The sequence below is a fragment of the Limnohabitans sp. 2KL-27 genome (genome assembly GCF_001269345.1).
GTDB lineage: Bacteria > Pseudomonadota > Gammaproteobacteria > Burkholderiales > Burkholderiaceae_C > Limnohabitans_A.
Map to the genome: position 1 here is coordinate 667,155 of NZ_CXOP01000002.1, position 25,902 is coordinate 693,056.

The window sequence follows — 25,902 nt, forward strand, 5'->3', positions numbered from 1 at the left end:
GGGGGTATTGAGAGGAAGTCTGAATGCAAACCAATCTGTTGAAACCCAAAGCCATCCAAGTCGAGCAATTGGCTGCCAACCGTGCAAAAGTCACGCTGGAGCCTTTCGAGCGCGGCTATGGCCACACGCTTGGCAACGCGCTGCGTCGCGTTTTGTTGTCCTCTATGGTGGGTTACTCCGCCACTGAAGTCACCATCGCTGGCGTGGTGCACGAATATTCTTCCATTGATGGTGTCCAAGAGGATGTGGTCAACATTTTGTTGAACCTCAAGGGCGTGGTGTTCAAACTCCACAACCGCGATGAAGTGACGCTGAGCTTGCGCAAGGATGGCGAAGGCGCCGTGACTGCCGCAGATATCCAGACGCCCCATGACGTGGAAATCATCAATCCTGAGCACGTGATCGCCAATTTGTCGCACGGCGGCAAACTGGACATGCAGATCAAGGTTGAAAAAGGTCGTGGTTACGTGCCAGGCACCATGCGTCGTTTTGCTGACGAGCCCACAAAGGCCTTGGGCCGTATTGTTCTGGATGCGTCATTTTCGCCCGTCAAGCGCGTGAGCTACACCGTCGAAAGCGCCCGTGTTGAGCAGCGTACCGATCTGGACAAACTGGTCATCGAGATTGAAACCAACGGCGCGATCACGGCAGAAGATGCAGTGCGTTCCTCGGCCAAGATCTTGGTCGAGCAATTGGCTGTTTTCGCGCAACTTGAAGGCAGCGAATTGTCTGCGTTCAATGAGCCAGCGCAGCGCGGTGGCGCAGGCAGCTTCGATCCGATTTTGTTGCGTCCCGTGGACGAGCTCGAACTCACCGTTCGTTCGGCCAACTGCCTCAAAGCAGAAAACATTTACTACATTGGCGATTTGATCCAACGTACCGAGAATGAATTGCTCAAGACCCCTAACCTGGGTCGCAAGTCACTCAACGAAATCAAAGAAGTCCTGGCTTCCCGCGGTCTGACTTTGGGCATGAAGCTCGAAGCCTGGCCTCCAGCAGGTCTGGAAAAGCGTTAATTCAAAGTTCCCGGAAATTCCGGGGTGTGCACGGGCAGTACCTGATACGGCTGCCTGTTTAATAAAGAAAGGTAAGCACCATGCGTCACGGACACGGCCTCCGCAAATTGAACCGCACCAGCGAGCACCGCCTCGCCATGCTGCGCAACATGATGAACTCGCTCATCGAGCACGAAGTCATCAAGACCACACTCCCCAAAGCCAAAGAGCTGCGTCGCGTCATTGAGCCGATGATCACTTTGGCCAAAGAAGACAGCTTGTCCAACAAGCGTTTGGCTTTCAACCGTCTGCGCGACCGTGACAGCGTTGTCAAGTTGTTTGCCGATCTGGGCCCACGTTTTGCCAAGCGTCCTGGTGGTTACACACGCATCCTGAAAATGGGTTTCCGCGTGGGTGACAACGCGCCGATGGCCTTGGTTGAATTGGTCGATCGTGCTGAAACTCCTGCAGCGACAGCAGCAGAGTAAGGTATAATTCAAGCATACCGCGGGGTGGAGCAGTCTGGTAGCTCGTTGGGCTCATAACCCAAAGGTCGTTGGTTCAAATCCGGCCCCCGCAACCAAGTTTCAACTGAGATTGAATACCCTAAAAACCCTCTTCGGAGGGTTTTTTCGTTTCTGCTTGGGCAAGCGCCTGTACAACGCTGTGAGACAAAAACAATCAATGCCCTGATGTGGGCAAGCTGGGCAACCGATTGCTCAATCCCTCAAGCGCGTGCATGCAACTGGCCTGTCGCACCTGGTGTCGATCACCGGTAAACAGTTGGCACTCTGTAAAAACCCAGCCATCAATACACCAGCCAAACCACACGATGCCCACTGGTTTGGCAGCGCTGCCGCCATCAGGTCCTGCAATGCCCGTGACCGAAACAGACACCCGCGCGCGTGACCTGTACACCGCACCCAACGCCATGGCGCGAGCCACCGCCTCGCTCACTGCGCCGTGTGTCTCAATCATGGACGCTTCGACGCCCAATAAATCGGTTTTGGCCGCATTGGAATAGGTCACCAAACCACGATCAAACCAGCGACTAGAGCCGGGAAAATCGGTGCAGTGCGCTGCAATCAAGCCACCGGTACAGCTTTCTGCAGTCGACATCATCCAGCCCACGGCATTGAGTCTTGCTGCCAAGGTCATTGCAATCTCAGACATCAAAACCACCTCCACAAAGCCAGCACCAGCAGCGTACAAAAAGCGGCCACCAGATCGTCAAACAAAATGCCCAAGCCGCCCCGCCAGCCAAATCCCTTGAACAAACGATCGGCCCAAGCCACAGGGCCGGGTTTGACAGCATCAAAAAAACGGAACAACAAAAAAGCCGACAGTTGGCCTGCGAAACCTGCAGGCATGATCAAAAACAAGATCAACCACATGGCCACTATTTCATCCCAAACGATGGCGCCGGGATCGCTCACCCCCATGTTGCTGGCCGTCAAGGTGCATGCCCACCAACCCAACAAGAAGGAAGCCGAAATCAAGGCCGCCTGTGCGGGAAGGGACCAGCTGTTTTGAATCAACAACCAAGATGCCCATCCCCACAGGCTGCCCACCGTACCCGGGGCTTTGGGCGACAAACCAGACCCAAAGCCCAATGCAATGGCATGGGCGGGATGTTGCAACATGAATGAAGCGGTAGGTCGCACGGGGTGGCGTGGCAGCCCGACAACGGGGAGATTGGAGGGCGAGGACATCTTCACGCGAAATGATCGAACGAGGCGAAGGTGTTGGGCAAAACACCACCATCTTCGGTCAGTAACTTCAAGCGGGGTTCAGGCGTGATGCGGCCAATGCGCGTGACAGGGATCCCACAAGCTTGACTCAAGGACAGGACCTGATGGCGTTGCTTCGGCGAGCATGTGAAGACCAGCTCGTAATCATCGCCACCCGACAAAACGCAGCGATGCATCAAGTCTTGCGGACAAGACCAAGCTTCGCGGGTGAGCATCAAATTCTGGATCGCCGAGAGGTGAATATCAGCCCCCACACGACTGGCTTTGAGGACGTGTCCCAGATCACCCAAGAGGCCATCGCTGATGTCGGCCATGGCATTGGCCACACCACGCAAGGAAACACCCAACGCCGTGCGTGGCTCAGGCCGCTCCATGCGAGCACGGGCCAAATCAAAGACCGATTGCGGCAGGCTGACCGTGCCACGAAATCCCTCCAGAGCCAAACGGGCATCACCCAGGTGGCCACTCACATACAGGTCGTCACCGGCTTGCGCGCCCGAGCGCAAAATGGCCTGATGGGTAGGCACCTCGCCCATCACCGTGATGGACACATTCAAGGGGCCTTGGGTGGTGTCGCCACCGATCAATTCACAGCCGTGAGCATCCGCCAATTCGAATAATCCGTCGGAAAAGCCTGACAACCAGCCCTCGTCCACCCGGGGCAAGGACAAGGACAACAAAAAAGCCCGTGGCGTCGCACCGCAAGCTGCCAGGTCACTCAGGTTGACGGCCAAAGACTTGTGGCCCAAATCACGGGGGTTGACCGTCGAGAGGAAGTGTCGTCCTTCGACCAACATGTCGGCGGAAAAAGCCAACTGTTGTCCGGGGGTGGGCGTCCAAATGGCGCAGTCGTCACCAATGCCCACATCCGCGTGCCGGGCAGTACGCTTGAAAAACCGTTCGATCAGCTCAAATTCACCCATAAACCAGAGCTTAACCGAGACTCAAACCATGGGTTCTCAATGCAAAGTGCGACCGCCGGGCAGGCTGCTGGAGGCGTCGAGCACGAAAGTGCCAATGGGGGCATCAAATCGGTGGCCATCCTCGGCCACGAAAAAGTAGCTGCCGTGCATGGTTCCGCTGGGCGCGCGCAATCGGCAGCCGCTGGTGTATTGAAAGGATTCGCCGGGGCGAAGCAGGGGTTGTTGACCGACCACGCCCAGGCCCTTGACTTCCTCGGTGTGACCGCGCTCGTCCTGGATCACCCAATGGCGAGAAATCAACTGCACGGGCACCCGACCTGTGTTCGTGACCGTGACGGTGTAGGCGAATGCAAAGACATCCTGCAAGGGATTGCTCTGGTCTGTCACGTAATGGGGCAGCACATCAATTTGAACGGTGTATGCGGACATGGCCACATGTTAACTGCGACAATTCAGGGATGACGACGACCTACCGCATTGCCCCTTCCATCCTCTCGGCTGATTTCGCCCGCTTGGGCGAGGAAGTCACAAGCGTCATTGACGCTGGTGCCGACTGGATCCACTTTGACGTGATGGACAACCATTACGTGCCCAACTTGACCTTCGGCCCCATGGTTTGCCAGGCCCTCAAGCCCCATGCCAAAACGGCATCCGGCGTGGCCGTGCCGATTGATGTGCATTTGATGATCTCACCAGTCGATGCGTTGGCAGCATCTTTTGCCGAGGCGGGTGCTGATCTCATCAGCTTTCACCCGGACGCCAGCGCCCATGTGCACCGCAGCATTCAGGCCATCAAAAGCAAAGGGGTCAAGGCAGGTCTGGTGTTCAATCCGGCAGAACCGCTGGACGTGTTGGAATGGACCATCGACGAGATTGACCTGATCCTCATCATGAGCGTGAACCCGGGTTTTGGGGGCCAAAGCTTCATCGATTCGGCCTTGCGCAAGGTCGAGTTGGCCCGCCAGTGGATCGAGCGCAGCGGCCGTGACATTCGCTTGGAGGTGGATGGGGGCATCAAGGCCGACAACATCCGCCGCGTGGCCGATGCAGGGGCTGACACCTTCGTGGCGGGCAGTGCCATTTTTGGCAAACCCGATTACAAAGCCGTGATCGACCAGATGCGCGTGGCCTTGTCCTGAAGCGATAAACGGCACCATGCAGGCTATGAAACAGATCGAGGCGGTCATTTTTGACCTGGACGGGACCCTGGTGCACACCTTGGGTGATTTTCAGGTGGCTTTGCACCGCACCATGGCCGATCTGGACTTGCCAGCAGTGTCCGACGCGCTCATCGAGCAAACCATTGGCAAAGGCTCCGAACATCTGATCCGCACCTTGCTGGCGCATCAAATCAACCGGCCTGAAGTCAAGGGAGTGGGCCAGGCTTGCCCGGCCCTGTCGGTGGACGCCCTTTTCAGCCGCGCATGGCAGCGGTACCAGCACCACTATCTGGCGATCAATGGGCAGTTTGCCGATGTCTACCCCGGCGCTCTGGAGGCGCTCGAGAGCTTGGCCGCCCAGGGCATGCCCATGGCCTGCCTGACCAACAAGCCACTGGCCTTTGCCCAGGCCTTGCTGAAAGAGAAATCACTGGCGCACTTCTTTGGCCCCGTGTTTGGTGGGGACAGTTTCGAGCGCAAAAAGCCTGACCCCTTGCCTTTGCTGAAAACCTGTGAGGCGCTGGGCACCAACGCCGCACGCACCTTGATGGTGGGCGATTCCAGCAACGATGCCCAAGCTGCCCATGCCGCCGGCTGTCCAGTGGTGTTGGTCACGTATGGGTACAACCATGGTCAAAGGGTGCAAGACACGCCTGCCGCCGCTTGGTTGGACACGCTGGCCGACTTGCCAGAGCGGTTGAACGGCATGCACAAATGATGTGCGCAAAGCTGGCTGGCGCGCTGTCCAAACCGGCAGGCCGCCTTTGCTACACTTGACTCACCATGTTCACGATCTTCATTCACGCCAGCGCAGCCTGCCTGCCGAGCCATTCCCCTGCGGAAGGCCGGGGAGCCTGGCCCTGGCGTCGGCCAGCCTGACCCCATCGACTGTGCGGTTTGCCCGCCACCCTCGCCCGGCTTCATAGACACCATGACCGGGCACCTGGATGAATGAAATGCACCTCGACCGAGGTCGCTGAGCGCTTTGGAGGCTCTAGCCTGTGATCACCGAACTTGAATTTAAAAGCCTGGCCAGCCAAGGCTACAACCGCATTCCCCTCATGTTGGAGGCCTTTGCGGACCTGGAAACCCCCCTCTCGCTTTATCTGAAGCTGGCCCACACCAAGGACAATGGCCAATACAGCTTCTTGCTCGAATCGGTGGTGGGTGGCGAACGTTTTGGGCGTTACAGCTTCATCGGCCTGCCTGCGCGCACGCTGCTGCGCGCCAGTGGGTTTGGCGCTGAGTCCAAAACCGAAGTGGTGCGCGATGGGGTGGTGATCGAAACCGCGACGGGTAACCCACTGGATTTCATCGCGCAATACCAAACGCGTTTCAAGGTGGCTTTGCGCCCGGGCTTGCCGCGTTTTTGTGGTGGCTTGGCAGGCTATTTTGGTTATGACGCGGTGCGCTACATCGAGAAAAAACTCGAAAAATCCTGCCCCCCCGATACCTTGGGAACGCCCGATATCTTGTTGCTGCAGTGCGAGGAACTGGCTGTGATCGACAACTTGTCCGGCAAGCTCTACCTCATCGTCTATGCCGACCCGGCCACGCCCGAGGCCTATGTGGGCGCAAAAAAACGCCTGCGCGATCTGAAAGAGCAGCTCAAGTACTCGGTCAGCGCTCCGGTGGTCAAACCCACTCAGTCTTACCCGGCTGAACGTGACTTTGCCAAGCCCGATTACATCGCCGCCGTCGAAAAAGCCAAGGAGCTGATCGCTGGAGGTGATTTCATGCAGGTGCAGGTCGGCCAGCGCATCAAAAAGCGCTTCACCGAAAGTCCGCTGTCCTTGTACCGGGCGTTGCGCTCGCTCAACCCCAGCCCTTACATGTATTTCTACAACTTCGGTGACTTCCATGTGGTCGGGGCCAGCCCCGAGATTTTGGTGCGCCAAGAGCAGACCACAGAGGGGGCCAAAGTCATCATCCGGCCTTTGGCGGGTACACGGCCCCGTGGCGCGACACCTGAAAAAGACAAGGCCGCCGAGCTCGAACTGATCAACGACCCCAAGGAGCGTGCCGAGCATGTGATGCTGATCGATCTGGCGCGCAACGACATTGGCCGCATTGCCCAGACCGGATCGGTCAAGGTGACCGAGGCCTTTGTGGTCGAACGGTATAGCCACGTCATGCACATCGTGAGCAACGTCGAAGGCATTCTCAACGAAGGCATGAGCAACATGGACGTGCTCAAAGCCACCTTTCCGGCGGGCACCTTGACGGGTGCTCCCAAGGTCCACGCCATGGAGCTGATTGACCAGTTTGAACCAGTCAAGCGCGGCATTTACGGCGGCGCCTGTGGCTATATCAGTTATGCGGGTGACATGGACGTGGCCATCGCGATCCGCACCGCCGTCATCAAGGACCAGATGCTGTATGTGCAGGCTGCCGCCGGTGTGGTGGCCGATTCGGTGCCCGAGATGGAATGGCGTGAAACCGAGCACAAGGCACGTGCCTTGTTGCGGGCCAGCGAATTGGTGGAAGAAGGTTTGGAGTGACCATGGCAAAAAAAATAAAACTCCTCATGGTCGACAACTACGATTCCTTCACCTTCAATATCGTTCAGTACTTCGGCGAACTGGGTGCGGAGGTTGAAGTCTTTCGCAACGATGAAATCACGCTCGAGGGCATTGCAGCCCGCCAGCCTGATCGTCTGGTGATCTCGCCCGGCCCCTGTTCGCCTGCCGAGGCGGGCATTTCGGTGGCGGCCATCCAGCACTTTGCAGGCCAACTGCCTATATTGGGCGTATGTCTGGGGCACCAAAGCATTGGTGCTGCTTTTGGCGGCAAGATTGTTCGAGCGCAAGCGTTGATGCATGGCAAGACCAGTGTCATCACCACCACGCAAGAAGGCGTGTTTGCGGGCTTGCCCCAGCAATTCACCGTCAACCGTTACCACTCATTGGCCATTGAGCGGGCCACTTGCCCGTCCTGCCTCAAAGTCACGGCTTGGACCGATGACGGCGAAATCATGGGCGTGCGCCACACCGAGCTGGACATCGAAGGTGTTCAGTTCCACCCCGAATCCATCCTGACCGAGCATGGCCACGCCATGCTCAAAAACTTTTTGGTGCGACCATGATCGACCTGCGCAGCGACACCGTGACCCAGCCGACCGCAGCCATGCGCGAGGTCATGCTGGCTGCATCCGTCGGCGACGATGTGTTTGGCGACGACCCCACGGTCAACGCCTTGCAACAACGCATTGGGCAGATCACCGGCAAAGAAGCTGCGCTGTTCATGCCCTCGGGCACTCAAAGCAACCTGTGCGCCCTGATGGCGCACTGCGAGCGGGGTGACGAGTACATCGTCGGTCAAAACGCACACACCTACCGGTATGAAGGCGGCGGCGCGGCAGTGCTGGGCAGCATCCAGCCCCAGCCGCTGGCGCAAAACCCTTTGGGAGAAATGGCGCTGGCCGACATCGCCTCAGCCATCAAGCCCATCGATTGCCACTTTGCCCGGACCCGTCTGCTGGCGCTGGAAAACACTTGGAACGGCCACCCCATGTCGCAGGCCTATCTGGCGCAAGCCACGGGCCTGGCCCGCCAGCACGGTTTGGCCGTGCATCTGGATGGTGCCCGCTTGTTCAATGCGGCCGTGGCGCAAGCCGAGGGCGAGCCGGTCTTGGCCAGCGTGCGGCGCATTGTGGACCACTTTGACAGTGTGTCTGTGTGCTTCAGCAAGGGCTTGGGTGCGCCCGTGGGCTCGGCCTTGTGCGGCTCGCGTGAACTGATCGACAAGGCGCTGCGTTGGCGCAAGGTGTTGGGCGGTGGTATGCGCCAGTCCGGTATTTTGGCCGCTGCGGCTTTGCATGCGCTGGAGCACCATGTGGACCGCCTGGCCGATGACCATGCCCTGGCACAGCGGTTGGCCATGGGCCTGCAAGGTGTACCCGGTCTGAGCGTGCGCTCGGCGCAAACCAACATTGTGTTTGTGGAGGTGGCCGATGGGCGTGGTCCGGCGCTGCTTGATGATTTGAAGGCCCATGGTGTGTTGGCCACGGGTTTGATCGGCCTGCGCTTTGTGACGCACCTGGGGGTAGATGCTTTAGGCATCGACCACGCCATCGACTGCATCCGGCGCCTCATGCTGAAGGCCTCTGTTGATGCCAGCTCAGGTTCAGCCCGAACAGGTGTTTACTGACGCCATGCCTGAAACTCAGCAAGTCCTGATGCTCATGCTGTCCGGTGCGCGGCGCAAACTCACGCCCGGTCCGCAGGTGGCCTACGTCGGCCACCAGTTCTGGCGTGGCGTGGTGCGGCGGGGTCTGAAGCGCGCCTTGACCGATGTGCCTTTGCACTGAATTATTCAACGTATCCCTTTATCCGAGAGGAAACTCACCATGCCCATCACCCCTCAGGAAGCGCTGCAACGCACCATCGAGCACCGCGAGATATTTCATGACGAGATGCTCAAAATCATGCGCATGATCATGAATGGCGAACTCTCGCCTGTCATGACAGCGGCGCTCATCACAGGTTTGCGCGTGAAAAAGGAAACCATTGGTGAGATCACGGCCGCCGCCCAAGTGATGCGCGAGTTTTCGACCAAAGTGCATGTGGCCGACCCCACTCATCTGGTGGACATCGTGGGTACGGGGGGCGATGGGGCCCACACTTTCAATATCTCGACTTGCGCCATGTTTGTGGCCGCTGCAGCGGGGGCGAAAACCGCCAAACATGGCGGGCGCAGCGTCAGCAGCAAATCGGGCAGTGCCGATGTGGTCGAAGCCCTGGGCGGCAACATCCACCTGCCTCCTGAGCAGATAGCCCGTTCGATCGAAGAAGTGGGTATCGGCTTCATGTTTGCACCCAACCACCACCCGGCCATGAAAAACGTAGCACCGGTGCGCAAGGAGCTGGGTGTGCGCACGATTTTCAACATCCTCGGGCCCTTGACCAACCCGGCCAGCGCGCCCAACATATTGATGGGTGTGTTCCACTCTGACCTGGTGGGGATTCAGGTTCGCGCTCTGCAACGCTTGGGTGCCGAGCATGCGGTGGTGGTGTACGGGCGCGATGGCATGGACGAGATCAGCCTGGGCGCGGCCACCTTGGTGGGCGAGCTGAAAAACGGGCAGATCACAGAATACGAAATCCACCCGGAAGACTTTGGTCTGACCATGGCCAGCAACCGGGCCCTGAAAGTGGACACCCCCGAGCAGTCCATGGCCATGTTGCGTGGCGTACTGGACAATGAGCCCGGCGCGGCGCGAGACATCGTCATGATCAATGCGGGCGCTGCCTTGTATGCCGCCAACGTGGCCAGCAGCATCGCCGATGGCCTGGCGCGTGCACGTGTAGCCATTGAGTCTGGTGCGGCCAAAGCCAAGCTGGCCCAGTTTGTGGCCTTTGGTCAGAAGGCGGCTTGAGCCATGTGGTGAGGCGAGGGCGCCTGGATCGCTTTGGGCATGACGTCCTTGTTTCTGGTCGTGGCCGGGGTGATGTACAGCGCCTTTGTTCGCATTTTGAAAAGCGGTGCCGCCGAGCCCGTACAGAAAGAAAATCATGAGTGACATCTTGGACAAAATCGTTGCGGTCAAACGCGAAGAAGTGGCAGCAGCCTTGAAGCAAAAATCGCTCGCCGTGGTGCGCGCCGATGCCGAAAGTCGCGTGTTGACCCGTGACTTTGAAGGCGCGATGCGCGCCAAGATGGCTGCAGGCCAAGCGGCGGTGATCGCCGAAATCAAGAAGGCCAGCCCGTCCAAAGGTGTGTTGCGGGCTGACTTCATCCCTGCCGACATTGCCCAAAGTTACGCCGAGTACGGCGCCGCTTGCTTGTCGGTGTTGACGGACAAGCAGTTCTTCCAAGGCAGTGTGGATTACCTCAAACAAGCGCGCGCCAGTTGTGATCTGCCAGTTTTGCGCAAGGATTTCATGATCGATGTCTACCAGGTGTACGAGGCACGCGCCATGGGGGCTGACGCCATCTTGCTCATCGCGGCCTGCTTGGACGATGCCCACATGGCCGAAATGGAGGCGGTGGCCCGCAGCCTGGACATGGCCGTGCTGGTGGAGGTGCACGACAAAGCCGAACTTGAACGTGCCCTGAAGCTGAAAACCCGATTGGTGGGCATCAACAACCGCAACTTGAAAACCTTCGAGGTGTCGCTGCAGACCACCTTGGACATGTTGCCGGATGTACCGGCTGACCGCTTGCTGGTCACCGAAAGCGGCATTCAAACCCCGGAAGATGTTCGCCTCATGCGTGAGGCCCAGGTCAACGCCTTCTTGGTGGGCGAGGCTTTCATGCGCGCCAGCGAGCCGGGCGAAGCCCTGGCCAAACTCTTTGCCTGATGTCCCACATGACGGGGCAGCAAAGTCTGGGGTTTGAAGAGGGGTTGGGGTTAGCCCATCAAGGGCTGAGTTGGCCTTTGCAGCTGGATGGCCTGGACGCCCGGTGGCGCCCCGTGGTGGATGCCTTTGTGCGTTCCGAGGCGGGGCTTGCCTTGACCCGGCGCTTGAACGATGCGCTCTTGGCGGGGCACATCATGTATCCGCCAGAGCCCTTTCGAGCACTGAGCTTGACCCCTTTGAGTCAGGTGCGCGTGGTGATTTTGGGGCAAGACCCTTACCACGGACCGGGCCAGGCGGAAGGTCTGGCCTTTTCGGTGGCGCCGGGTGTGCGCTTGCCGCCCAGTTTGCGCAACATCTTCAAGGAGCTGCAGCAAAGCCTGGGTGTTTCCGTGCCCACTGACGGTTCACTGGTGCGCTGGGCAAAGCAAGGGGTCTTGCTGCTCAACACCTGTTTGACAGTCAAAGCCGGGCAAGCGGCCAGCCACGCCGGCTGGGGCTGGGAGGTTTTGAGCGATGAGTTGGTCATAACGGTTGCTCAAAGTGTTAAACCTGTGGTGTTCATGCTGTGGGGTGCGCAAGCTCAGGCCAAAAAAGCCTTGATTGAACAAACCAAGAACTCAAGCCGACATTTGGTGCTGATGGCCAACCACCCCTCACCTTTGTCGGCCCTGCGCCCCCCCATTCCCTTTGTGGGCTGCGGTCATTTCGTTCAAGCCAATGCCTTTTTGGCGCAATGCGGCGACAAACCCATCGCGTGGTGAAAATTTTGTGAGCCGTCTTGCAGGGGTTCACAAAAAGATGGCATAATCTAAGACTCGCTTCTGGAGGGGTGCCCGAGTGGCTAAAGGGGGCAGACTGTAAATCTGTTGGCTTACGCCTACACTGGTTCGAATCCAGTCTCCTCCACCAGCAAACTGGCTTTGGCCGGTATGAATTGAGCAATTGGAAATGGTTTCCAAGCATTGTCGTTGCATCCACTCGTGCGGCGCGATCAGTGCGGGAGTAGTTTAATGGTAGAACCTTAGCCTTCCAAGCTAATGACACGGGTTCGATTCCCGTTTCCCGCTCCAGTCAACCGGTTGAAATTGTCAGAAGTTTTCGCCCTTGTGGCTCAGTGGTAGAGCACTCCCTTGGTAAGGGAGAGGTCGCGGGTCCGATTCCCGCCAAGGGCACCAGTTTTGGGGCGCGCAATGCGAGTTGTGCGCCCTCTGTCTTGGTTGTTGACCACTGCTTTTCGGAGTCGAAGATATGGCAAAAGAGAAATTCGAACGGACCAAACCCCACGTCAACGTGGGCACCATCGGTCACGTTGACCACGGCAAAACCACCCTGACTGCCGCCATCACCACCGTGTTGGCTGCCAAGTTCGGCGGTGCTGCCAAAGCGTACGACCAGATCGACGCGGCGCCCGAAGAAAAAGCCCGTGGTATCACGATCAACACCGCGCACGTCGAGTACGAGACCGAAAACCGTCACTACGCGCACGTGGACTGCCCAGGCCACGCTGACTATGTGAAGAACATGATCACTGGTGCGGCCCAGATGGACGGCGCTATTTTGGTTTGCTCCGCTGCTGACGGCCCTATGCCTCAGACCCGTGAGCACATCTTGTTGGCCCGCCAGGTGGGCGTGCCTTACATCATCGTGTTCTTGAACAAGTGCGACATGGTGGACGACGCTGAGTTGTTGGAACTGGTCGAGATGGAAGTGCGCGAGTTGTTGTCCAAGTACGACTTCCCAGGCGACGACACACCGATCGTGCAAGGCTCTGCCAAGTTGGCGCTGGAAGGCGACAAGGGTCCTTTGGGCGAGCAAGCCATCATGAAGCTGGCCGAAGCGCTGGACACTTACATCCCTACGCCTGACCGCGCAGTGGACGGCGCATTCCTGATGCCCGTGGAAGACGTGTTCTCCATCTCCGGTCGCGGCACTGTGGTGACTGGCCGTATCGAGCGCGGTATCGTCAAAGTCGGCGAAGAAATCGAAATCGTGGGCATCAAAGACACGGTCAAGACCACTTGCACAGGCGTTGAGATGTTCCGCAAGCTGCTGGACCAAGGTCAAGCCGGCGACAACGTTGGTATCTTGTTGCGCGGCACCAAGCGCGAAGACGTCGAGCGCGGCCAAGTGCTGTGCAAGCCCGGCTCGATCAAGCCCCACACCCACTTCACGGGCGAGATCTATGTCTTGTCCAAAGACGAAGGTGGCCGTCACACGCCTTTCTTCAACAACTACCGTCCTCAGTTCTACTTCCGTACGACGGACGTGACAGGCGCGATCGAATTGCCAGAAGGCAAAGAGATGGTGATGCCGGGTGACAACGTGTCGATCACTGTGAAGTTGATCAACCCCATTGCGATGGAAGAGGGCTTGCGCTTCGCCATCCGCGAAGGCGGCCGAACGGTTGGTGCTGGCGTTGTTGCCAAGATCATTGCTTAAAGAGGTTCAAGTAGGGGTATAGCTCAATTGGCAGAGCGTCGGTCTCCAAAACCGAAGGTTGTAGGTTCGATTCCTACTGCCCCTGCCACCTGAAAAGGTGGATTTTCAAGCCCACTAGACCCTAGTGGGCTTCCTTGTCTGATACGAGTCCTCTTGAAAGAGGGCTCAACAAAGGTTTCAAGCCGTATGGCAACGTCCGAAGTTCAAACTGTGAGTGCTGCTGGTGACAAGATGCGTCTGGCTTTGGCGGGCGCATTGGTCATTGCTGCGTTGGTCGCCTTCTACATGTTGGCCGGCAAAGGCGGTTTGGCGCAGTGGGCGGGCCTGCTCGTAGGTTTGGCAGCCAGCATGGTGGTGTTCTTCACTTCCGAGTCGGGGCGTCAATTGGTGGCTTTTGGCCGTGACGCTGTTCGTGAAGTCAAAAAAGTGGTTTGGCCCGAACGCAAAGAAGCCTTGCAGATCACGGCTTATGTCTTTGCCTTTGTGGTGGTGATGGCCTTGTTCCTGTGGCTCACCGACAAAACTCTGGAATGGGTTTTTTACGATCTGATTCTTGGGTGGAAAAAGTAATGAACGATGCTGTAGTCAACGCGCCGATGGCGGGCTCTTCGACCAACCCAGACCTCAAGTGGTATGTGGTCCACGCCTATTCCGGCATGGAAAAGGCGGTCGAACGCAACATCATTGAGCGCATTGCGCGCTCAGGCATGGAAACCAAATTTGGCCGCATTCTTGTTCCCACCGAAGAGGTTGTGGAAGTCAAAAACGGTCAAAAGCGCACCACCGAACGTAAATTTTTTCCTGGCTATGTGCTGGTGGAAATGGTGATGGACGACGAAACTTGGCATTTGGTGAAACACACCAACAAAGTGACCGGTTTCGTGGGCGGCGCCAAAAACCGTCCGGCCCCGATTTCTGAAGCAGATGTTCAGAAAATCGTGAACCAGATGCAAGAAGGCACAGACAAGCCGCGTCACAAGGTCGAGTTCGAAGTGGGTGAATACATCCGCGTCAAGGAAGGCCCATTCACCGATTTCAACGGCACCGTCGAAGAAGTCAATTACGAGCGCAACAAAATGCGTGTTTCCGTCACGATTTTTGGTCGTGCCACACCGGTTGAGCTGGAATTCGGTCAAGTCGAAAAAACCTGAACGGATTGTTCAAATTTCTGTCAAGCGCTTCCCGACTCGGCGCTTGTCAATATCTCAGAGTCGTTAACCCCGGGGAGCAGAGGGCCTGAAGGTCCGAAGCGTTACAACCCGCAAGGAGAAAAGCATGGCGAAAAAAATCGTCGGCTTCATCAAGCTGCAAGTGCCAGCTGGTAAAGCCAATCCATCACCACCCATTGGTCCTGCACTGGGCCAGCGTGGTTTGAACATCATGGAATTCTGCAAGGCGTTCAACGCACAGACCCAAGGCGTCGAGCCGGGCCTGCCATTGCCTGTGGTCATCACAGCGTTTGCAGACAAATCCTTCACCTTCATCATCAAGACGCCGCCTGCAGCGACCTTGATCAAGAAGTCCATCAAGATCGACAAGGCTTCAACCAAGCCAGGTCTGGAAAAGGTTGGCAAGATCACCCGCGCTCAGCTGGAAGAAATCGCCAAGACCAAGATGAAAGACCTGACTGCTGCCGACCTGGACGCAGCTGTTCGCACCATCGCTGGTACTGCCCGTTCCATGGGCGTGAATGTGGAGGGCGTGTAAATGTCCAAGCTCACTAAAAAACAAAAAGCCTTGGTTGGCAAAGTTGACAGCCTGAAGCTGTACGCGCTGTCTGACGCTTTGACCATGGTCAAAGAGTGCGCGACCGCCAAGTTCGATGAGTCCATCGACGTGGCCGTTCAACTCGGCATCGATGCCAAGAAGTCGGACCAAGTGGTTCGTGGCGCTGTCGTACTGCCCAACGGCACCGGCAAAACCGCACGTGTGGCTGTGTTCGCCCAAGGCGCCAAGGCTGATGAAGCCCGCGCAGCTGGCGCAGACGTGGTGGGCATGGACGACCTGGCCGCCCGCGTGAAAGCTGGTGACATGCCCTTCGACGTGGTGATTGCGGCCCCTGACGCGATGCGCGTGGTCGGTACTTTGGGTCAGATCCTGGGCCCACGTGGCCTGATGCCCAACCCCAAAGTCGGCACCGTCACCCCTGATGTGGCCACCGCCGTGAAAAACGCCAAGGCCGGTCAGGTCCAGTTCCGTGTGGACAAAGCCGGTATCGTGCATGGCACGATCGGTCGCCGTTCATTCGACACCGACAAGTTGCAGGGCAACTTGGCTGCTTTGATCGAAGCTTTGGTGAAAGCCAAGCCCGCTACCAGCAAAGGTGTTTACCTGCGCAAAGTGGCTGTGTCTTCGACCATGGGTGTGGGCGTTCGCGTCGACACACAATCCATCTCGGCGTGATGGCAAAGATTTGAGGCGTTCATTTGAGCGCCTCAATGTGGTGGGCCGTTGATCTTGCAAAAGATCGGCGGGCCATCCAAGACCGTTGGTGCACACAGGCGTGTGCTTAATCAACAAACCGAAAAGTTCGCTTGTAGGTTTGGGCCAACGCAGATGGCGATCCCGCTGCAGATGGATGAATATCCACAACAGTTGGTCGCTGCAAATAGGCGTGTTCAAGGGGCAACCCAGACAACACATATAAAGGAGTAGACCTTGAGTCTGAATCGCAGTGAGAAAGAAGCGGTCATTTCCGAAGTGACCGACCTCGCCGCTAAAGCTCAAACGCTGGTGATGGCGGAATACCGTGGCATCACGGTCGCTGACATGACAAACCTGCGCGTCAAAGCTCGCAGCCTGGGCGTTTCGCTGAGCGTGTTGAAAAACACCCTGGCCCGCCGTGCTGTGACAGGTACGCAGTTTGAAGTTGTCGCCGACCAGATGACCGGTCCGCTGATCTATGGCTTCTCTGAAGATGCAGTCGCCGCCGCGAAAGTGGTGGCCGACTTCGCGAAAGCCAACGACAAGTTGGTCATTCGCGCAGGTGCATTTGCAGGCAAGGCCTTGGACGTCAACGGCGTGAAGCAATTGGCAAGCATCCCTTCGAAAGAAGTTTTGTTGGCTCAGTTGTGTGGCTTGCTGATGTCGCCAATGTCCCGCACCGCTGTGGTGTTGGGCGCTCTGGCGGCCAAAAAAGGCGAAGGCGAAGCTGTTGCCGCTTAAGGCCAGCATTCGTGTTTTAACCAATTGTTAGGAAATAAAAATGGCATTCGATAAAGACGCATTTTTGACCGCGCTGGACAGCATGACGGTCATGGAACTCAACGACCTGGTGAAAGCCATCGAAGAGAAGTTTGGTGTGAGCGCTGCCGCCATGGCCGCTCCTGCTGCTGGTGGTGCTGCTGCTGGTGGTGCTGCCGCTGAAGAGAAGACTGACTTCAACGTCATGCTGCTCGAAGCTGGCGCCAACAAAGTGTCCGTGATCAAGGCCGTGCGCGAAATCACCGGTCTGGGCTTGAAAGAAGCCAAAGACCTGGTCGACGGCGCACCCAAGGCTGTGAAAGAAGGCCTGCCAAAAGCTGACGCTGAAGCTGCCAAGAAGAAGCTGGAAGAAGCCGGCGCCAAGGCCGAACTCAAGTAATTCGGTTTTGTTCCAAGGCTGGAGTGCCCGTCAGGGCCTCCAGCCTTTGGTGCTTGAAGAGCACACCGAAAAGCGGCTCCTGCAGAGCTGTTATTCAGTGTTTTAGCGAAACACCGGAAAGTGGATTTGAATAAGTCTACTTTCCAGTGTTTTCTGACCCGACTGCAGAAGACCCTTGGTTCGGGTTGCGTGCAATGCGCAATCGTCCGCCAACGCTGGTAGAGGCCAGCCGCCAAGACCGTTGAACGAGTGCAAAAGCTCGGTCAACACACAGTTCTGAAAGATCAAGCCCGGAGATCTCATGGCCTATTCATACACCGAACGCAAGCGAATTCGCAAAAGTTTCGGAAGCCGCGAAAGCGTGCTCGAAGTTCCTTACCTGCTGCAAATGCAAAAAGACGCTTACACGTCCTTCTTGCAAGCTGGGGTAGTTTCATCCAAACGAACACACGAAGGCTTGCAAGCCGCATTCAAGTCGGCTTTCCCGATCGTGTCCCACAATGGTTTTGTGGAGATGAAATTCGTCGAGTACAACCTGGCCAAACCAGCGTTTGATGTGCGCGAATGTCAGACCCGAGGCTTGACGTTTTCGTCGGCCGTGCGTGCTCGCGTGCAACTCATCATTTACGACCGCGACTCCTCCACCTCGCAGAACAAAGTCGTCAAGGAAGTCAAAGAGCAAGAGGTCTACATGGGCGAAGTGCCCCTGATGACCGACAAAGGCTCCTTCATCATCAACGGCACCGAGCGCGTGATCGTGTCCCAGTTGCACCGCTCGCCTGGCGTGTTCTTTGAGCACGACAAGGGCAAGACCCACAGTTCGGGAAAATTGCTGTTTTCCGCCCGCATCATCCCTTACCGCGGTTCATGGCTTGACTTCGAGTTTGACCCGAAAGACATTTTGTATTTCCGCGTCGACCGTCGTCGCAAGATGCCCGTCTCGATTTTGCTCAAGGCCATTGGCCTGAACCCAGAGTCGATCCTGGCGAACTTCTTCGTCAACGACAACTTCCGCCTGATGGACAGCGGTGCCCAAATGGAATTTGTGGCGGAACGTCTGCGCGGCGAAGTGGCCCGTTTTGACATCACCGACAAGTCCGGCAAAGTGGTGGTCGCCAAAGACAAGCGCATCACCGTGCGTCACACCCGCGAGCTCGAGCAATCGGGCACCACGCACATCAGCGTGCCTGAAGACTATTTGCTCGGTCGCGTGGTCGCGCGCAGCATTGTCGAAGCCGATACCGGCGAAATCATCGCCAAGGCCAACGAAGAGTTGACCGAGGCCTTGCTGAAAAAGCTGCGCACATCGGGCATCCAAGACCTGCCTTGCATTTACACGAACGAATTGGACCAGGGCGCGTACATTTCGCAAACTCTGCGCATCGACGAGACCGTGGACGAGTTTGCTGCACGCGTGGCCATCTACCGCATGATGCGTCCTGGCGAGCCGCCCACAGAAGATGCTGTGCAAGCCCTGTTCCAGCGCTTGTTCTACAACCCCGACACCTACGACTTGTCGCGCGTCGGTCGCATGAAGTTCAACGCCCGCGTGGGTCGCCCTGACTCCACAGGCCCCATGGTCTTGACCAACGAAGACATCTTGGCTGTGGTCAAGATTTTGGTGGACTTGCGCAACGGCAATGGCGAAGTCGATGACATCGACCACTTGGGCAACCGCCGCGTGCGTTGCGTGGGTGAATTGGCCGAAAACCAATACCGCACCGGTCTGGCCCGCATCGAGAAAGCCGTGAAAGAGCGTTTGGGTCAAGCCGAACAAGAGCCGCTGATGCCCCATGATTTGATCAACTCCAAGCCGATCTCGGCCGCGTTGAAAGAGTTCTTCGGTGCCTCGCAGTTGTCCCAGTTCATGGACCAGACCAATCCCTTGGCCGAGATCACCCACAAGCGCCGTGTTTCGGCCCTTGGCCCGGGCGGTTTGACCCGCGAGCGTGCAGGCTTTGAAGTGCGTGACGTGCACGTGACCCACTATGGTCGTGTTTGCCCGATTGAAACGCCAGAAGGCCCGAACATCGGTTTGATCAACTCGCTGGCTTTGTACGCCCGCTTGAACGAGTACGGTTTCATCGAAACCCCTTACCGTCGTGTGGTCGATGGCAAGGTCACAATGGACATCGACTACCTGTCGGCCATCGAAGAAGGCAAGTACGTCATCGCCCAGGCCAATGCGGCCTTGGACAAAGACGGCAAGCTGACCGGTGACCTCGTGTCTGCCCGTGAAAAAGGCGAATCGATTTTGTGTGGCGCCGAGCGCATCCAGTACATGGATGTGTCGCCAGCGCAGATCGTTTCGGTGGCGGCCTCTTTGGTGCCGTTCCTCGAGCACGATGACGCCAACCGCGCTTTGATGGGTGCCAACATGTCGCGCCAGGCCGTGCCTGTGTTGCGCCCTGAAAAGCCCATGGTCGGCACCGGCATCGAGCGCGTTGCAGCGGTCGACTCCGGCACCGTGGTCACCGCCACCCGTGGCGGTATCGTGGACTACGTGGACGCGACCCGCATCGTGATCCGCGTGAACGATGCGGAAGCTTTGGCCGGTGAAGTGGGTGTGGACATCTACAACCTGATCAAGTACCAGCGTTCCAACCAGAACACCAACATCCACCAGCGTCCCATCGTCAAGCGTGGCGATAAACTGGCCAAAGGTGATGTGATTGCGGATGGCGCATCGACCGACCTGGGCGAAATCGCCATTGGTCAGAACATGCTGATCGCCTTCATGCCTTGGAACGGCTACAACTTCGAAGACTCGATCTTGATTTCTGAGCGTGTGGTGTCGGAAGACCGCTACACCTCGATCCACATCGAAGAGCTCGTGGTCATGGCCCGTGACACCAAGTTGGGCGCCGAAGAAATTTCGCGCGACATCCCCAACCTGTCCGAGCAGCAGCTGGGTCGTCTGGACGACTCCGGCATCATCTACGTGGGTGCGGAAGTACAGCCCGGCGATGTGTTGGTCGGCAAGGTCACACCCAAGGGCGAGACCACACTCACGCCTGAAGAAAAACTGCTGCGCGCCATCTTCGGCGAAAAGGCCAGCGATGTGAAAGACACCTCGCTGCGTGTGGACCAGGGCTCGCAAGGCACTGTGATCGATGTGCAGGTCTTTACCCGTGAAGGCATCGTGCGCGACAAGCGTGCCCAGCAGATCATCGATGACGAACTCAAGCGTTTCCGCTTGGATCTGAACGACCAGCTGCGCATCGTGGAAGCCGACGCGTTTGACCGTATCGAAAAGCTGTTGGTGGGCCGTGTGGCCAACGGCGGCCCACAAAAGCTGGCCAAAGGCACCAAGATCGACAAGGCCTACATGGCGTCTGTCGAGAAATTCCACTGGTTCGACATTCGCCCAGCCGAAGACGATGTGGCCATGCAACTCGAGTCGATCAAGAACTCGCTGGAGCAAACCCGTCACAGCTTCGACTTGTCGTTTGAAGAAAAGCGCAAAAAGCTCACCCAAGGCGACGAGTTGCCCGCAGGCGTGCTCAAAATGGTCAAGGTGTATTTGGCCGTCAAGCGCCGCTTGCAGCCCGGTGACAAGATGGCCGGTCGTCACGGCAACAAGGGTGTGGTGTCCAAGATCGTTCCGGTCGAAGACATGCCTTATATGGCCGACGGCACCCCTGCCGACATCGTGTTGAACCCCCTGGGTGTTCCTTCACGTATGAACGTGGGTCAGGTGCTCGAAGTTCACCTGGGCTGGGCCGGTAAAGGCATTGGCCAGCGCATTGGCAACATGCTCCAGGCCGAAACCCAGCGCTTGGAAAAGATTGCCGAATTGCGCAAGTTGTTCGAGCAGTTGTACAACAGCATGGGCCGCAAAGAAGACCTGTCGCAACTGAGCGACGACGAAATCTTGTCTATGGCTGGCAACCTCAAAGAAGGTTTCCCATTTGCAACGCCCGTGTTCGACGGTGCCGCCGAAGAAGAAATCCGGGCCATGTTGCACCTGGCATACCCCGATGACTTGGCCAAGGCCAAGGGCCTCACTGCCACGCGCACCCAAGCCAATTTGTTTGACGGCCGAACAGGCGATGCCTTTGACCGCCCGACCACGATTGGCTACATGCACTTCTTGAAACTGCACCACTTGGTGGACGACAAGATGCACGCCCGTTCGACCGGTCCTTACAGCTTGGTCACGCAGCAGCCGCTGGGTGGTAAGGCGCAGTTCGGTGGTCAGCGTTTCGGCGAGATGGAGGTTTGGGCGCTGGAAGCGTATGGCGCCTCTTACGTTCTGCAAGAGATGCTCACCGTCAAGTCGGACGACGTGCAAGGCCGTACCAAGGTGTACGAGAGCATTGTCAAAGGGGAACACTCCATCGAAGCGGGCATGCCCGAGTCGTTCAACGTGCTGGTCAAGGAAATCCGTTCGCTGGGCCTTGACATCGAGCTCGAGCGTTCTTAATTCACAGGCAAAGGATTTAAACCATGAAATCACTACTCGACCTGTTCAAGCAGTTCACGCCCGATGACCATTTCGATGCGATCCGCATCGGTCTGGCATCGCCTGAGAAGATCCGTTCGTGGTCTTTCGGCGAAGTGAAAAAGCCGGAAACCATCAACTACCGGACCTTCAAGCCCGAGCGCGATGGTCTGTTTTGTGCCAAGATTTTTGGTCCCATCAAAGACTACGAATGCCTGTGCGGCAAGTACAAACGCCTCAAGCACCGCGGCGTGATCTGCGAGAAGTGCGGCGTTGAAGTCACACAGACCAAGGTTCGTCGCGAGCGCATGGGTCACATCGATCTGGCCGCACCGTGCGCCCACATCTGGTTCTTGAAGTCATTGCCGTCGCGTTTGGGCCTGGTGCTCGACATGACACTGCGTGACATCGAGCGGGTGCTGTACTTTGAAGCGTATGTCGTGACCGATCCCGGCATGACCCCGCTCAAAAAATTCGGCATCATGTCCGAAGACGACTACGATGCCAAAGTCAAGGAATACGGCGATGAATTCGTCGCCAAGATGGGTGCCGAGGGCATCAAGGAACTGCTGCAAGGCATCGACATTGAGAGCGAAATCGAGCGTTTGCGTGGTGACTTGACCGGCTCCGAACTCAAGGTCAAGAAGAACTCCAAGCGCCTGAAAGTGCTCGAGGCCTTCAAGAAATCGGGCATCAAGCCCGAGTGGATGGTGCTCGAAGTGCTGCCTGTGTTGCCACCGGACCTGCGTCCCTTGGTGCCGCTGGACGGTGGCCGTTTCGCCACCTCCGACTTGAACGACCTCTACCGCCGCGTCATCAACCGCAACAGCCGTCTGCGCCGTTTGCTGGAGCTGAAGGCGCCTGAGATCATTGCGCGCAACGAAAAGCGCATGTTGCAAGAAGCCGTGGACAGCTTGCTGGACAACGGCCGTCGCGGCAAAGCCATGACGGGTGCCAACAAGCGTGCCCTGAAGTCTTTGGCCGACATGATCAAAGGCAAGAGCGGTCGTTTCCGTCAGAACTTGCTGGGCAAGCGCGTCGACTACTCGGGTCGTTCCGTCATCACCGTGGGCCCTACGCTCAAGCTGCACCAGTGCGGTTTGCCCAAGTTGATGGCCATTGAGTTGTTCAAGCCCTTCATCTTTGCGCGTCTCGAAGCCATGGGCATCGCGACCACCATCAAGGCCGCCAAGAAAGAAGTCGAAGCCGGCACCCCGGTGGTGTGGGACATTCTCGAAGAGGTCATCAAAGAGCACCCCGTGATGCTCAACCGTGCGCCTACTTTGCACCGTTTGGGTATCCAGGCGTTCGAGCCTTTGTTGATCGAAGGCAAAGCCATCCAACTGCACCCCCTCGTTTGCGCGGCCTTCAACGCCGACTTCGACGGTGACCAGATGGCCGTTCACGTGCCCTTGTCTGTGGAAGCCCAGATGGAAGCCCGCACCTTGATGCTGGCCTCGAACAACATCTTGTTCCCTGCCTCTGGTGAGCCGTCGATCGTGCCGTCGCAAGACGTGGTGCTGGGTTTGTACTACGCCACCCGCGACCGCATCAACGCCAAGGGCGAAGGCCTGATCTTCTCCGACATCGGAGAAGTTCAGCGCGCCCTGGATGCCAATGCTGTGGAGTTGACCGCCAAGATCAACGTGCGCATGACCGAGTGGACCAAGGACAAAGTCACAGGTGAATTCTCTTCATCGGTGTCGATGGTCGAAACCACTGTGGGTCGTGCCTTGCTGTCTGAGATCCTGCCCAAGGGCCTGCCCTTCAGCAACCTCAACAAGGCCCTGAAGAAGAAGGAAATCTCCAAGCTGATCAACACGGCTTTCCGCAAGTGCGGCTTGAAAGAGACCGTGGTGTTTGCCGACAAGCTGTTGCAAAACGGTTTCCGTCTGGCCACGCGCGCAGGCATTTCGATCGGCATCGACGACATGCTGGTGCCGCCTGAGAAGCCCGCCATCATTGAAGCGGCTGAAAAAGAAGTCAAAGACATCGAGCAGCAATACGTCTCCGGTCTCGTGACCGCTGGCGAGCGCTACAACAAGGTGGTGGACATCTGGGGCAAAGCCGGTGATGTCGTCTCCAAGGTGATGATGGACCAACTCCGCAAAGAGAAGACCATCGACCGCCATGGCAAGGAAGTCGACCAAGAATCGTTCAACTCGATTTACATGATGGCCGACTCTGGCGCGCGTGGCTCTGCAGCCCAGATTCGCCAGTTGGCCGGTATGCGTGGTTTGATGGCCAAGCCTGACGGCTCGATCATTGAGACCCCCATCACGGCGAACTTCCGTGAAGGTCTGAACGTGTTGCAGTACTTCATCTCGACACACGGTGCGCGTAAAGGTCTGGCCGATACGGCTTTGAAGACCGCCAACTCGGGTTACCTGACCCGCCGTTTGGTGGATGTGACCCAAGACTTGGTCGTGACCGAGCTCGATTGCGGCACCGCCGACGGCTCGCTCATGCGTGCCATCGTCGAAGGTGGTGAGGTGATCGAATCGCTGCGTGACCGTATCCTGGGCCGCACCGTGGCCGAAGACGTGTTGCACCCTGAAAGCCGCGCTGTGCTGGCCGAAGCGGGTGTCATGCTGGACGAAGACCTGATCGACGAACTCGAAGCCGCAGGTGTCGACGAAGTCAAGGTGCGCACCGCGCTGACCTGCGAAACACGCTTTGGTTTGTGTGCCAAGTGCTATGGCCGCGATTTGGGCCGTGGTGGTTTGGTCAACAACGGCGAAGCGGTCGGCGTGATTGCTGCCCAGTCGATTGGCGAGCCCGGCACACAGCTGACCATGCGGACGTTCCACATCGGTGGTGCGGCGTCACGCGCCGCTGTGGCCTCCAGCGTGGAAGCCAAGTCCAACGGCAGCATTGGTTTCAACGCCACCATGCGTTACGTGACCAACAGCAAAGGCGAGTTGGTGGTGATTTCCCGTTCCGGAGAGATCGTGATCGCCGAACATGGCCGTGAGCGTGAGCGCCACAAAGTGCCCTACGGTGCCATCTTGTCGGTCAAGGCCGACCAGAGCATCAAGGCCGGTGCTATTTTGGCCAACTGGGACCCGCTGACCCGCCCGATCATCACCGAGTACGCCGGCACTGTGAAGTTCGAAAACGTCGAAGAAGGCTTGACCGTGGCCAAGCAGCTTGACGAAGTAACCGGCTTGTCGACCCTGGTGGTCATTGACCCCAAGCGCCGTGGCGCTGCCAAGGTCATTCGCCCGCAGGTCAAGCTGATCGATGCGGCTGGCAAAGAAGTCAAGATCCCTGGCACCGACCACTCGGTGACCATCGGTTTCCAGATCGGCTCGCTGATTCAGGTGCGCGATGGCATGGATGTGGGCCCTGGCGAAGTGTTGGCCCGTATCCCCGTGGAAGGTCAAAAGACCCGAGACATCACCGGCGGTTTGCCCCGTGTGGCCGAACTGTTCGAAGCCCGCACGCCCAAAGACAAAGGCATGCTGGCCGAGATCACCGGTACGGTGTCGTTCGGTAAAGAGACCAAAGGCAAGGTCCGCTTGCAAATCACCGATCCTGAAGGCAAGGTCTGGGATGAACTGATCCCCAAAGAGAAGAACATCCTGGTGCACGAAGGCCAAGTGGTCAACAAGGGCGAGAGCATTGTGGACGGCCCGGCCGACCCTCAAGACATCTTGCGCTTGCTGGGCATCGAAGAGCTGGCCCGCTACATCGTCGACGAAGTGCAGGACGTTTACCGTTTGCAGGGCGTGAAGATCAACGACAAGCACATCGAAGTGATTGTTCGTCAGATGTTGCGCCGCGTGGTGGTGGAGAACATTGGTGACTCCAACTACATCTCCGGCGAGCAGGTGGAGCGTTCCGAAATGCTCAACACCAACGACGCTTTGCAGAGCGATGGCAAGATTCCTGCGACCTTCAGCAACCTGTTGCTGGGTATCACGAAAGCCTCCTTGTCGACCGATTCGTTCATCTCGGCCGCTTCCTTCCAGGAAACGACCCGCGTGTTGACCGAAGCGGCCATCATGGGCAAGCGCGACGAGTTGCGCGGCCTGAAGGAAAACGTGATTGTGGGTCGCTTGATTCCTGCCGGCACCGGCTTGGCTTACCACCAGGCCCGCAAGGTCAAGGACGCCATGGACGATGCAGAGCGTCGCGCCATTGCGGACGCCGAAGCGGCTGACCTGGCAGGCTCTGCGACCGAAGACGCTGTCACCGATGCAGGCGAAGCGGCCTGAGTGAAGCGTTCACCCTTGACCCGGTGAACAATCGTGAACAGCCCCTGCACCGTTGGACGGTCAGGGGCTGTTTTTATGGCAGAGA

24 protein-coding genes and 5 tRNA genes are annotated in these 25,902 nt (G+C 57.8%); 25 read left to right on the top strand and 4 right to left on the bottom strand.

Features of this window, described 5'->3' with window-relative positions:
• The first annotated feature begins 23 nt into the window (after positions 1–23).
• From rpoA to LHAB_RS05970, 3 genes are all read left to right on the top strand, one after another.
• Positions 24–1,016 carry a DNA-directed RNA polymerase subunit alpha gene (gene rpoA, locus LHAB_RS05960; protein WP_090044618.1) on the top strand — a complete coding sequence of 331 codons (993 nt, stop codon included), beginning with the start codon at positions 24–26 and terminating at the stop codon, positions 1,014–1,016.
• Between the two features lie 80 nt (positions 1,017–1,096).
• Positions 1,097–1,483, top strand: coding sequence for a 50S ribosomal protein L17 (gene rplQ / locus LHAB_RS05965; RefSeq protein WP_090044620.1), 387 nt, complete (start codon positions 1,097–1,099; stop codon positions 1,481–1,483).
• Positions 1,484–1,501: 18 nt separating this feature from the next.
• Positions 1,502–1,578 (top strand) — tRNA-Met (locus LHAB_RS05970).
• Positions 1,579–1,676: 98 nt separating this feature from the next.
• Here LHAB_RS05970 and LHAB_RS05975 read toward each other — a convergent pair.
• Genes LHAB_RS05975 through apaG form a run of 4 tightly spaced genes read right to left on the bottom strand, consistent with a single transcriptional unit; the run spans position 1,677 to position 4,098 of the window.
• The gene (locus LHAB_RS05975; protein WP_194943111.1) at positions 1,677–2,168 is read right to left on the bottom strand and encodes a CinA family protein; all 492 of its coding nucleotides are present in this window, start codon (positions 2,166–2,168) and stop codon (positions 1,677–1,679) included.
• A complete protein-coding gene (locus LHAB_RS05980; protein ID WP_090044622.1) occupies positions 2,168–2,707 on the bottom strand; it encodes a phosphatidylglycerophosphatase A family protein in 540 nt (179 codons plus the stop codon). The genes LHAB_RS05975 and LHAB_RS05980 overlap by 1 nt, the downstream gene beginning before the upstream one ends.
• A 2-nt stretch (positions 2,708–2,709) precedes the next feature.
• A complete protein-coding gene (gene thiL / locus LHAB_RS05985; protein WP_090044624.1) occupies positions 2,710–3,669 on the bottom strand; it encodes a thiamine-phosphate kinase in 960 nt (319 codons plus the stop codon).
• A 36-nt stretch (positions 3,670–3,705) separates the two neighbouring features.
• The gene (apaG, locus tag LHAB_RS05990; RefSeq protein WP_090044627.1) at positions 3,706–4,098 is read right to left on the bottom strand and encodes a Co2+/Mg2+ efflux protein ApaG; all 393 of its coding nucleotides are present in this window, start codon (positions 4,096–4,098) and stop codon (positions 3,706–3,708) included.
• A 29-nt stretch (positions 4,099–4,127) separates the two neighbouring features.
• Between apaG and rpe the strand changes: the two genes are divergently transcribed.
• The 22 genes from rpe (at position 4,128) to rpoC (ending at position 25,817) form a co-directional block, all read left to right on the top strand.
• Positions 4,128–4,808 carry a ribulose-phosphate 3-epimerase gene (gene rpe / locus LHAB_RS05995; RefSeq protein WP_090044629.1) on the top strand — a complete coding sequence of 227 codons (681 nt, stop codon included), beginning with the start codon at positions 4,128–4,130 and terminating at the stop codon, positions 4,806–4,808.
• Positions 4,809–4,824: 16 nt separating this feature from the next.
• The gene (gene gph, locus LHAB_RS06000; RefSeq protein ID WP_090044631.1) at positions 4,825–5,547 is read left to right on the top strand and encodes a phosphoglycolate phosphatase; all 723 of its coding nucleotides are present in this window, start codon (positions 4,825–4,827) and stop codon (positions 5,545–5,547) included.
• A gap of 283 nt (positions 5,548–5,830) precedes the next feature.
• Positions 5,831–7,330, top strand: a complete 1,500-nt coding sequence (gene trpE / locus LHAB_RS06005) for an anthranilate synthase component I (RefSeq protein ID WP_090044634.1) — start codon at positions 5,831–5,833, stop codon at positions 7,328–7,330.
• Between the two features lie 2 nt (positions 7,331–7,332).
• Positions 7,333–7,914 (top strand): anthranilate synthase component II, encoded by a 582-nt coding sequence (locus tag LHAB_RS06010; protein WP_194943112.1) that lies wholly within the window; start codon positions 7,333–7,335, stop codon positions 7,912–7,914.
• Complete coding sequence (gene ltaE / locus LHAB_RS06015; protein WP_090044639.1) at positions 7,911–8,978, top strand: low-specificity L-threonine aldolase; 1,068 nt, start codon at positions 7,911–7,913, stop codon at positions 8,976–8,978. Before LHAB_RS06010 ends, ltaE begins: the two co-directional genes overlap by 4 nt.
• Before the next feature lie 4 nt (positions 8,979–8,982).
• Positions 8,983–9,138 carry a hypothetical protein gene (locus tag LHAB_RS14640; RefSeq protein ID WP_194943113.1) on the top strand — a complete coding sequence of 52 codons (156 nt, stop codon included), beginning with the start codon at positions 8,983–8,985 and terminating at the stop codon, positions 9,136–9,138.
• A gap of 39 nt (positions 9,139–9,177) precedes the next feature.
• Positions 9,178–10,206: an anthranilate phosphoribosyltransferase gene (trpD, locus tag LHAB_RS06020; RefSeq protein WP_090044642.1), complete on the top strand. Its 1,029-nt coding sequence runs from the start codon at positions 9,178–9,180 to the stop codon at positions 10,204–10,206.
• A 136-nt stretch (positions 10,207–10,342) separates the two neighbouring features.
• Entirely contained in the window at positions 10,343–11,131 is a 789-nt protein-coding gene (gene trpC, locus LHAB_RS06025) for an indole-3-glycerol phosphate synthase TrpC (protein WP_090044644.1), read from the top strand.
• The gene (locus LHAB_RS06030) at positions 11,131–11,892 is read left to right on the top strand and encodes a uracil-DNA glycosylase (RefSeq protein ID WP_228763363.1); all 762 of its coding nucleotides are present in this window, start codon (positions 11,131–11,133) and stop codon (positions 11,890–11,892) included. Before trpC ends, LHAB_RS06030 begins: the two co-directional genes overlap by 1 nt.
• Positions 11,893–11,954: 62 nt before the next feature.
• Positions 11,955–12,040, top strand: a tRNA-Tyr gene (locus LHAB_RS06035).
• Between the two features lie 87 nt (positions 12,041–12,127).
• A tRNA-Gly gene (locus LHAB_RS06040) sits at positions 12,128–12,201 on the top strand.
• A gap of 30 nt (positions 12,202–12,231) precedes the next feature.
• Positions 12,232–12,306 (top strand) — tRNA-Thr (locus LHAB_RS06045).
• Between the two features lie 73 nt (positions 12,307–12,379).
• Positions 12,380–13,570 (top strand): elongation factor Tu, encoded by a 1,191-nt coding sequence (gene tuf, locus LHAB_RS06050; RefSeq protein WP_053172486.1) that lies wholly within the window; start codon positions 12,380–12,382, stop codon positions 13,568–13,570.
• A gap of 12 nt (positions 13,571–13,582) precedes the next feature.
• Positions 13,583–13,658: transfer RNA gene (locus tag LHAB_RS06055), tRNA-Trp, on the top strand.
• Between the two features lie 98 nt (positions 13,659–13,756).
• Entirely contained in the window at positions 13,757–14,140 is a 384-nt protein-coding gene (gene secE, locus LHAB_RS06060; protein WP_090044647.1) for a preprotein translocase subunit SecE, read from the top strand.
• Positions 14,140–14,721, top strand: coding sequence for a transcription termination/antitermination protein NusG (gene nusG, locus LHAB_RS06065; RefSeq protein ID WP_090044649.1), 582 nt, complete (start codon positions 14,140–14,142; stop codon positions 14,719–14,721). Before secE ends, nusG begins: the two co-directional genes overlap by 1 nt.
• 124 nt (positions 14,722–14,845) lie before the next feature.
• Entirely contained in the window at positions 14,846–15,277 is a 432-nt protein-coding gene (rplK, locus tag LHAB_RS06070; RefSeq protein ID WP_062407242.1) for a 50S ribosomal protein L11, read from the top strand.
• Positions 15,278–15,973, top strand: a complete 696-nt coding sequence (gene rplA, locus LHAB_RS06075) for a 50S ribosomal protein L1 (protein ID WP_090044651.1) — start codon at positions 15,278–15,280, stop codon at positions 15,971–15,973. It abuts the gene before it with no gap.
• A 255-nt stretch (positions 15,974–16,228) separates the two neighbouring features.
• Positions 16,229–16,735: a 50S ribosomal protein L10 gene (gene rplJ / locus LHAB_RS06085; protein WP_090044657.1), complete on the top strand. Its 507-nt coding sequence runs from the start codon at positions 16,229–16,231 to the stop codon at positions 16,733–16,735.
• 40 nt (positions 16,736–16,775) lie between these two features.
• Positions 16,776–17,153 carry a 50S ribosomal protein L7/L12 gene (rplL, locus tag LHAB_RS06090; protein WP_090044659.1) on the top strand — a complete coding sequence of 126 codons (378 nt, stop codon included), beginning with the start codon at positions 16,776–16,778 and terminating at the stop codon, positions 17,151–17,153.
• A gap of 301 nt (positions 17,154–17,454) precedes the next feature.
• The gene (rpoB, locus tag LHAB_RS06100; RefSeq protein ID WP_090044664.1) at positions 17,455–21,579 is read left to right on the top strand and encodes a DNA-directed RNA polymerase subunit beta; all 4,125 of its coding nucleotides are present in this window, start codon (positions 17,455–17,457) and stop codon (positions 21,577–21,579) included.
• Between the two features lie 23 nt (positions 21,580–21,602).
• Positions 21,603–25,817, top strand: a complete 4,215-nt coding sequence (rpoC, locus tag LHAB_RS06105) for a DNA-directed RNA polymerase subunit beta' (protein WP_090044667.1) — start codon at positions 21,603–21,605, stop codon at positions 25,815–25,817.
• Positions 25,818–25,902: the final 85 nt, after the last annotated feature.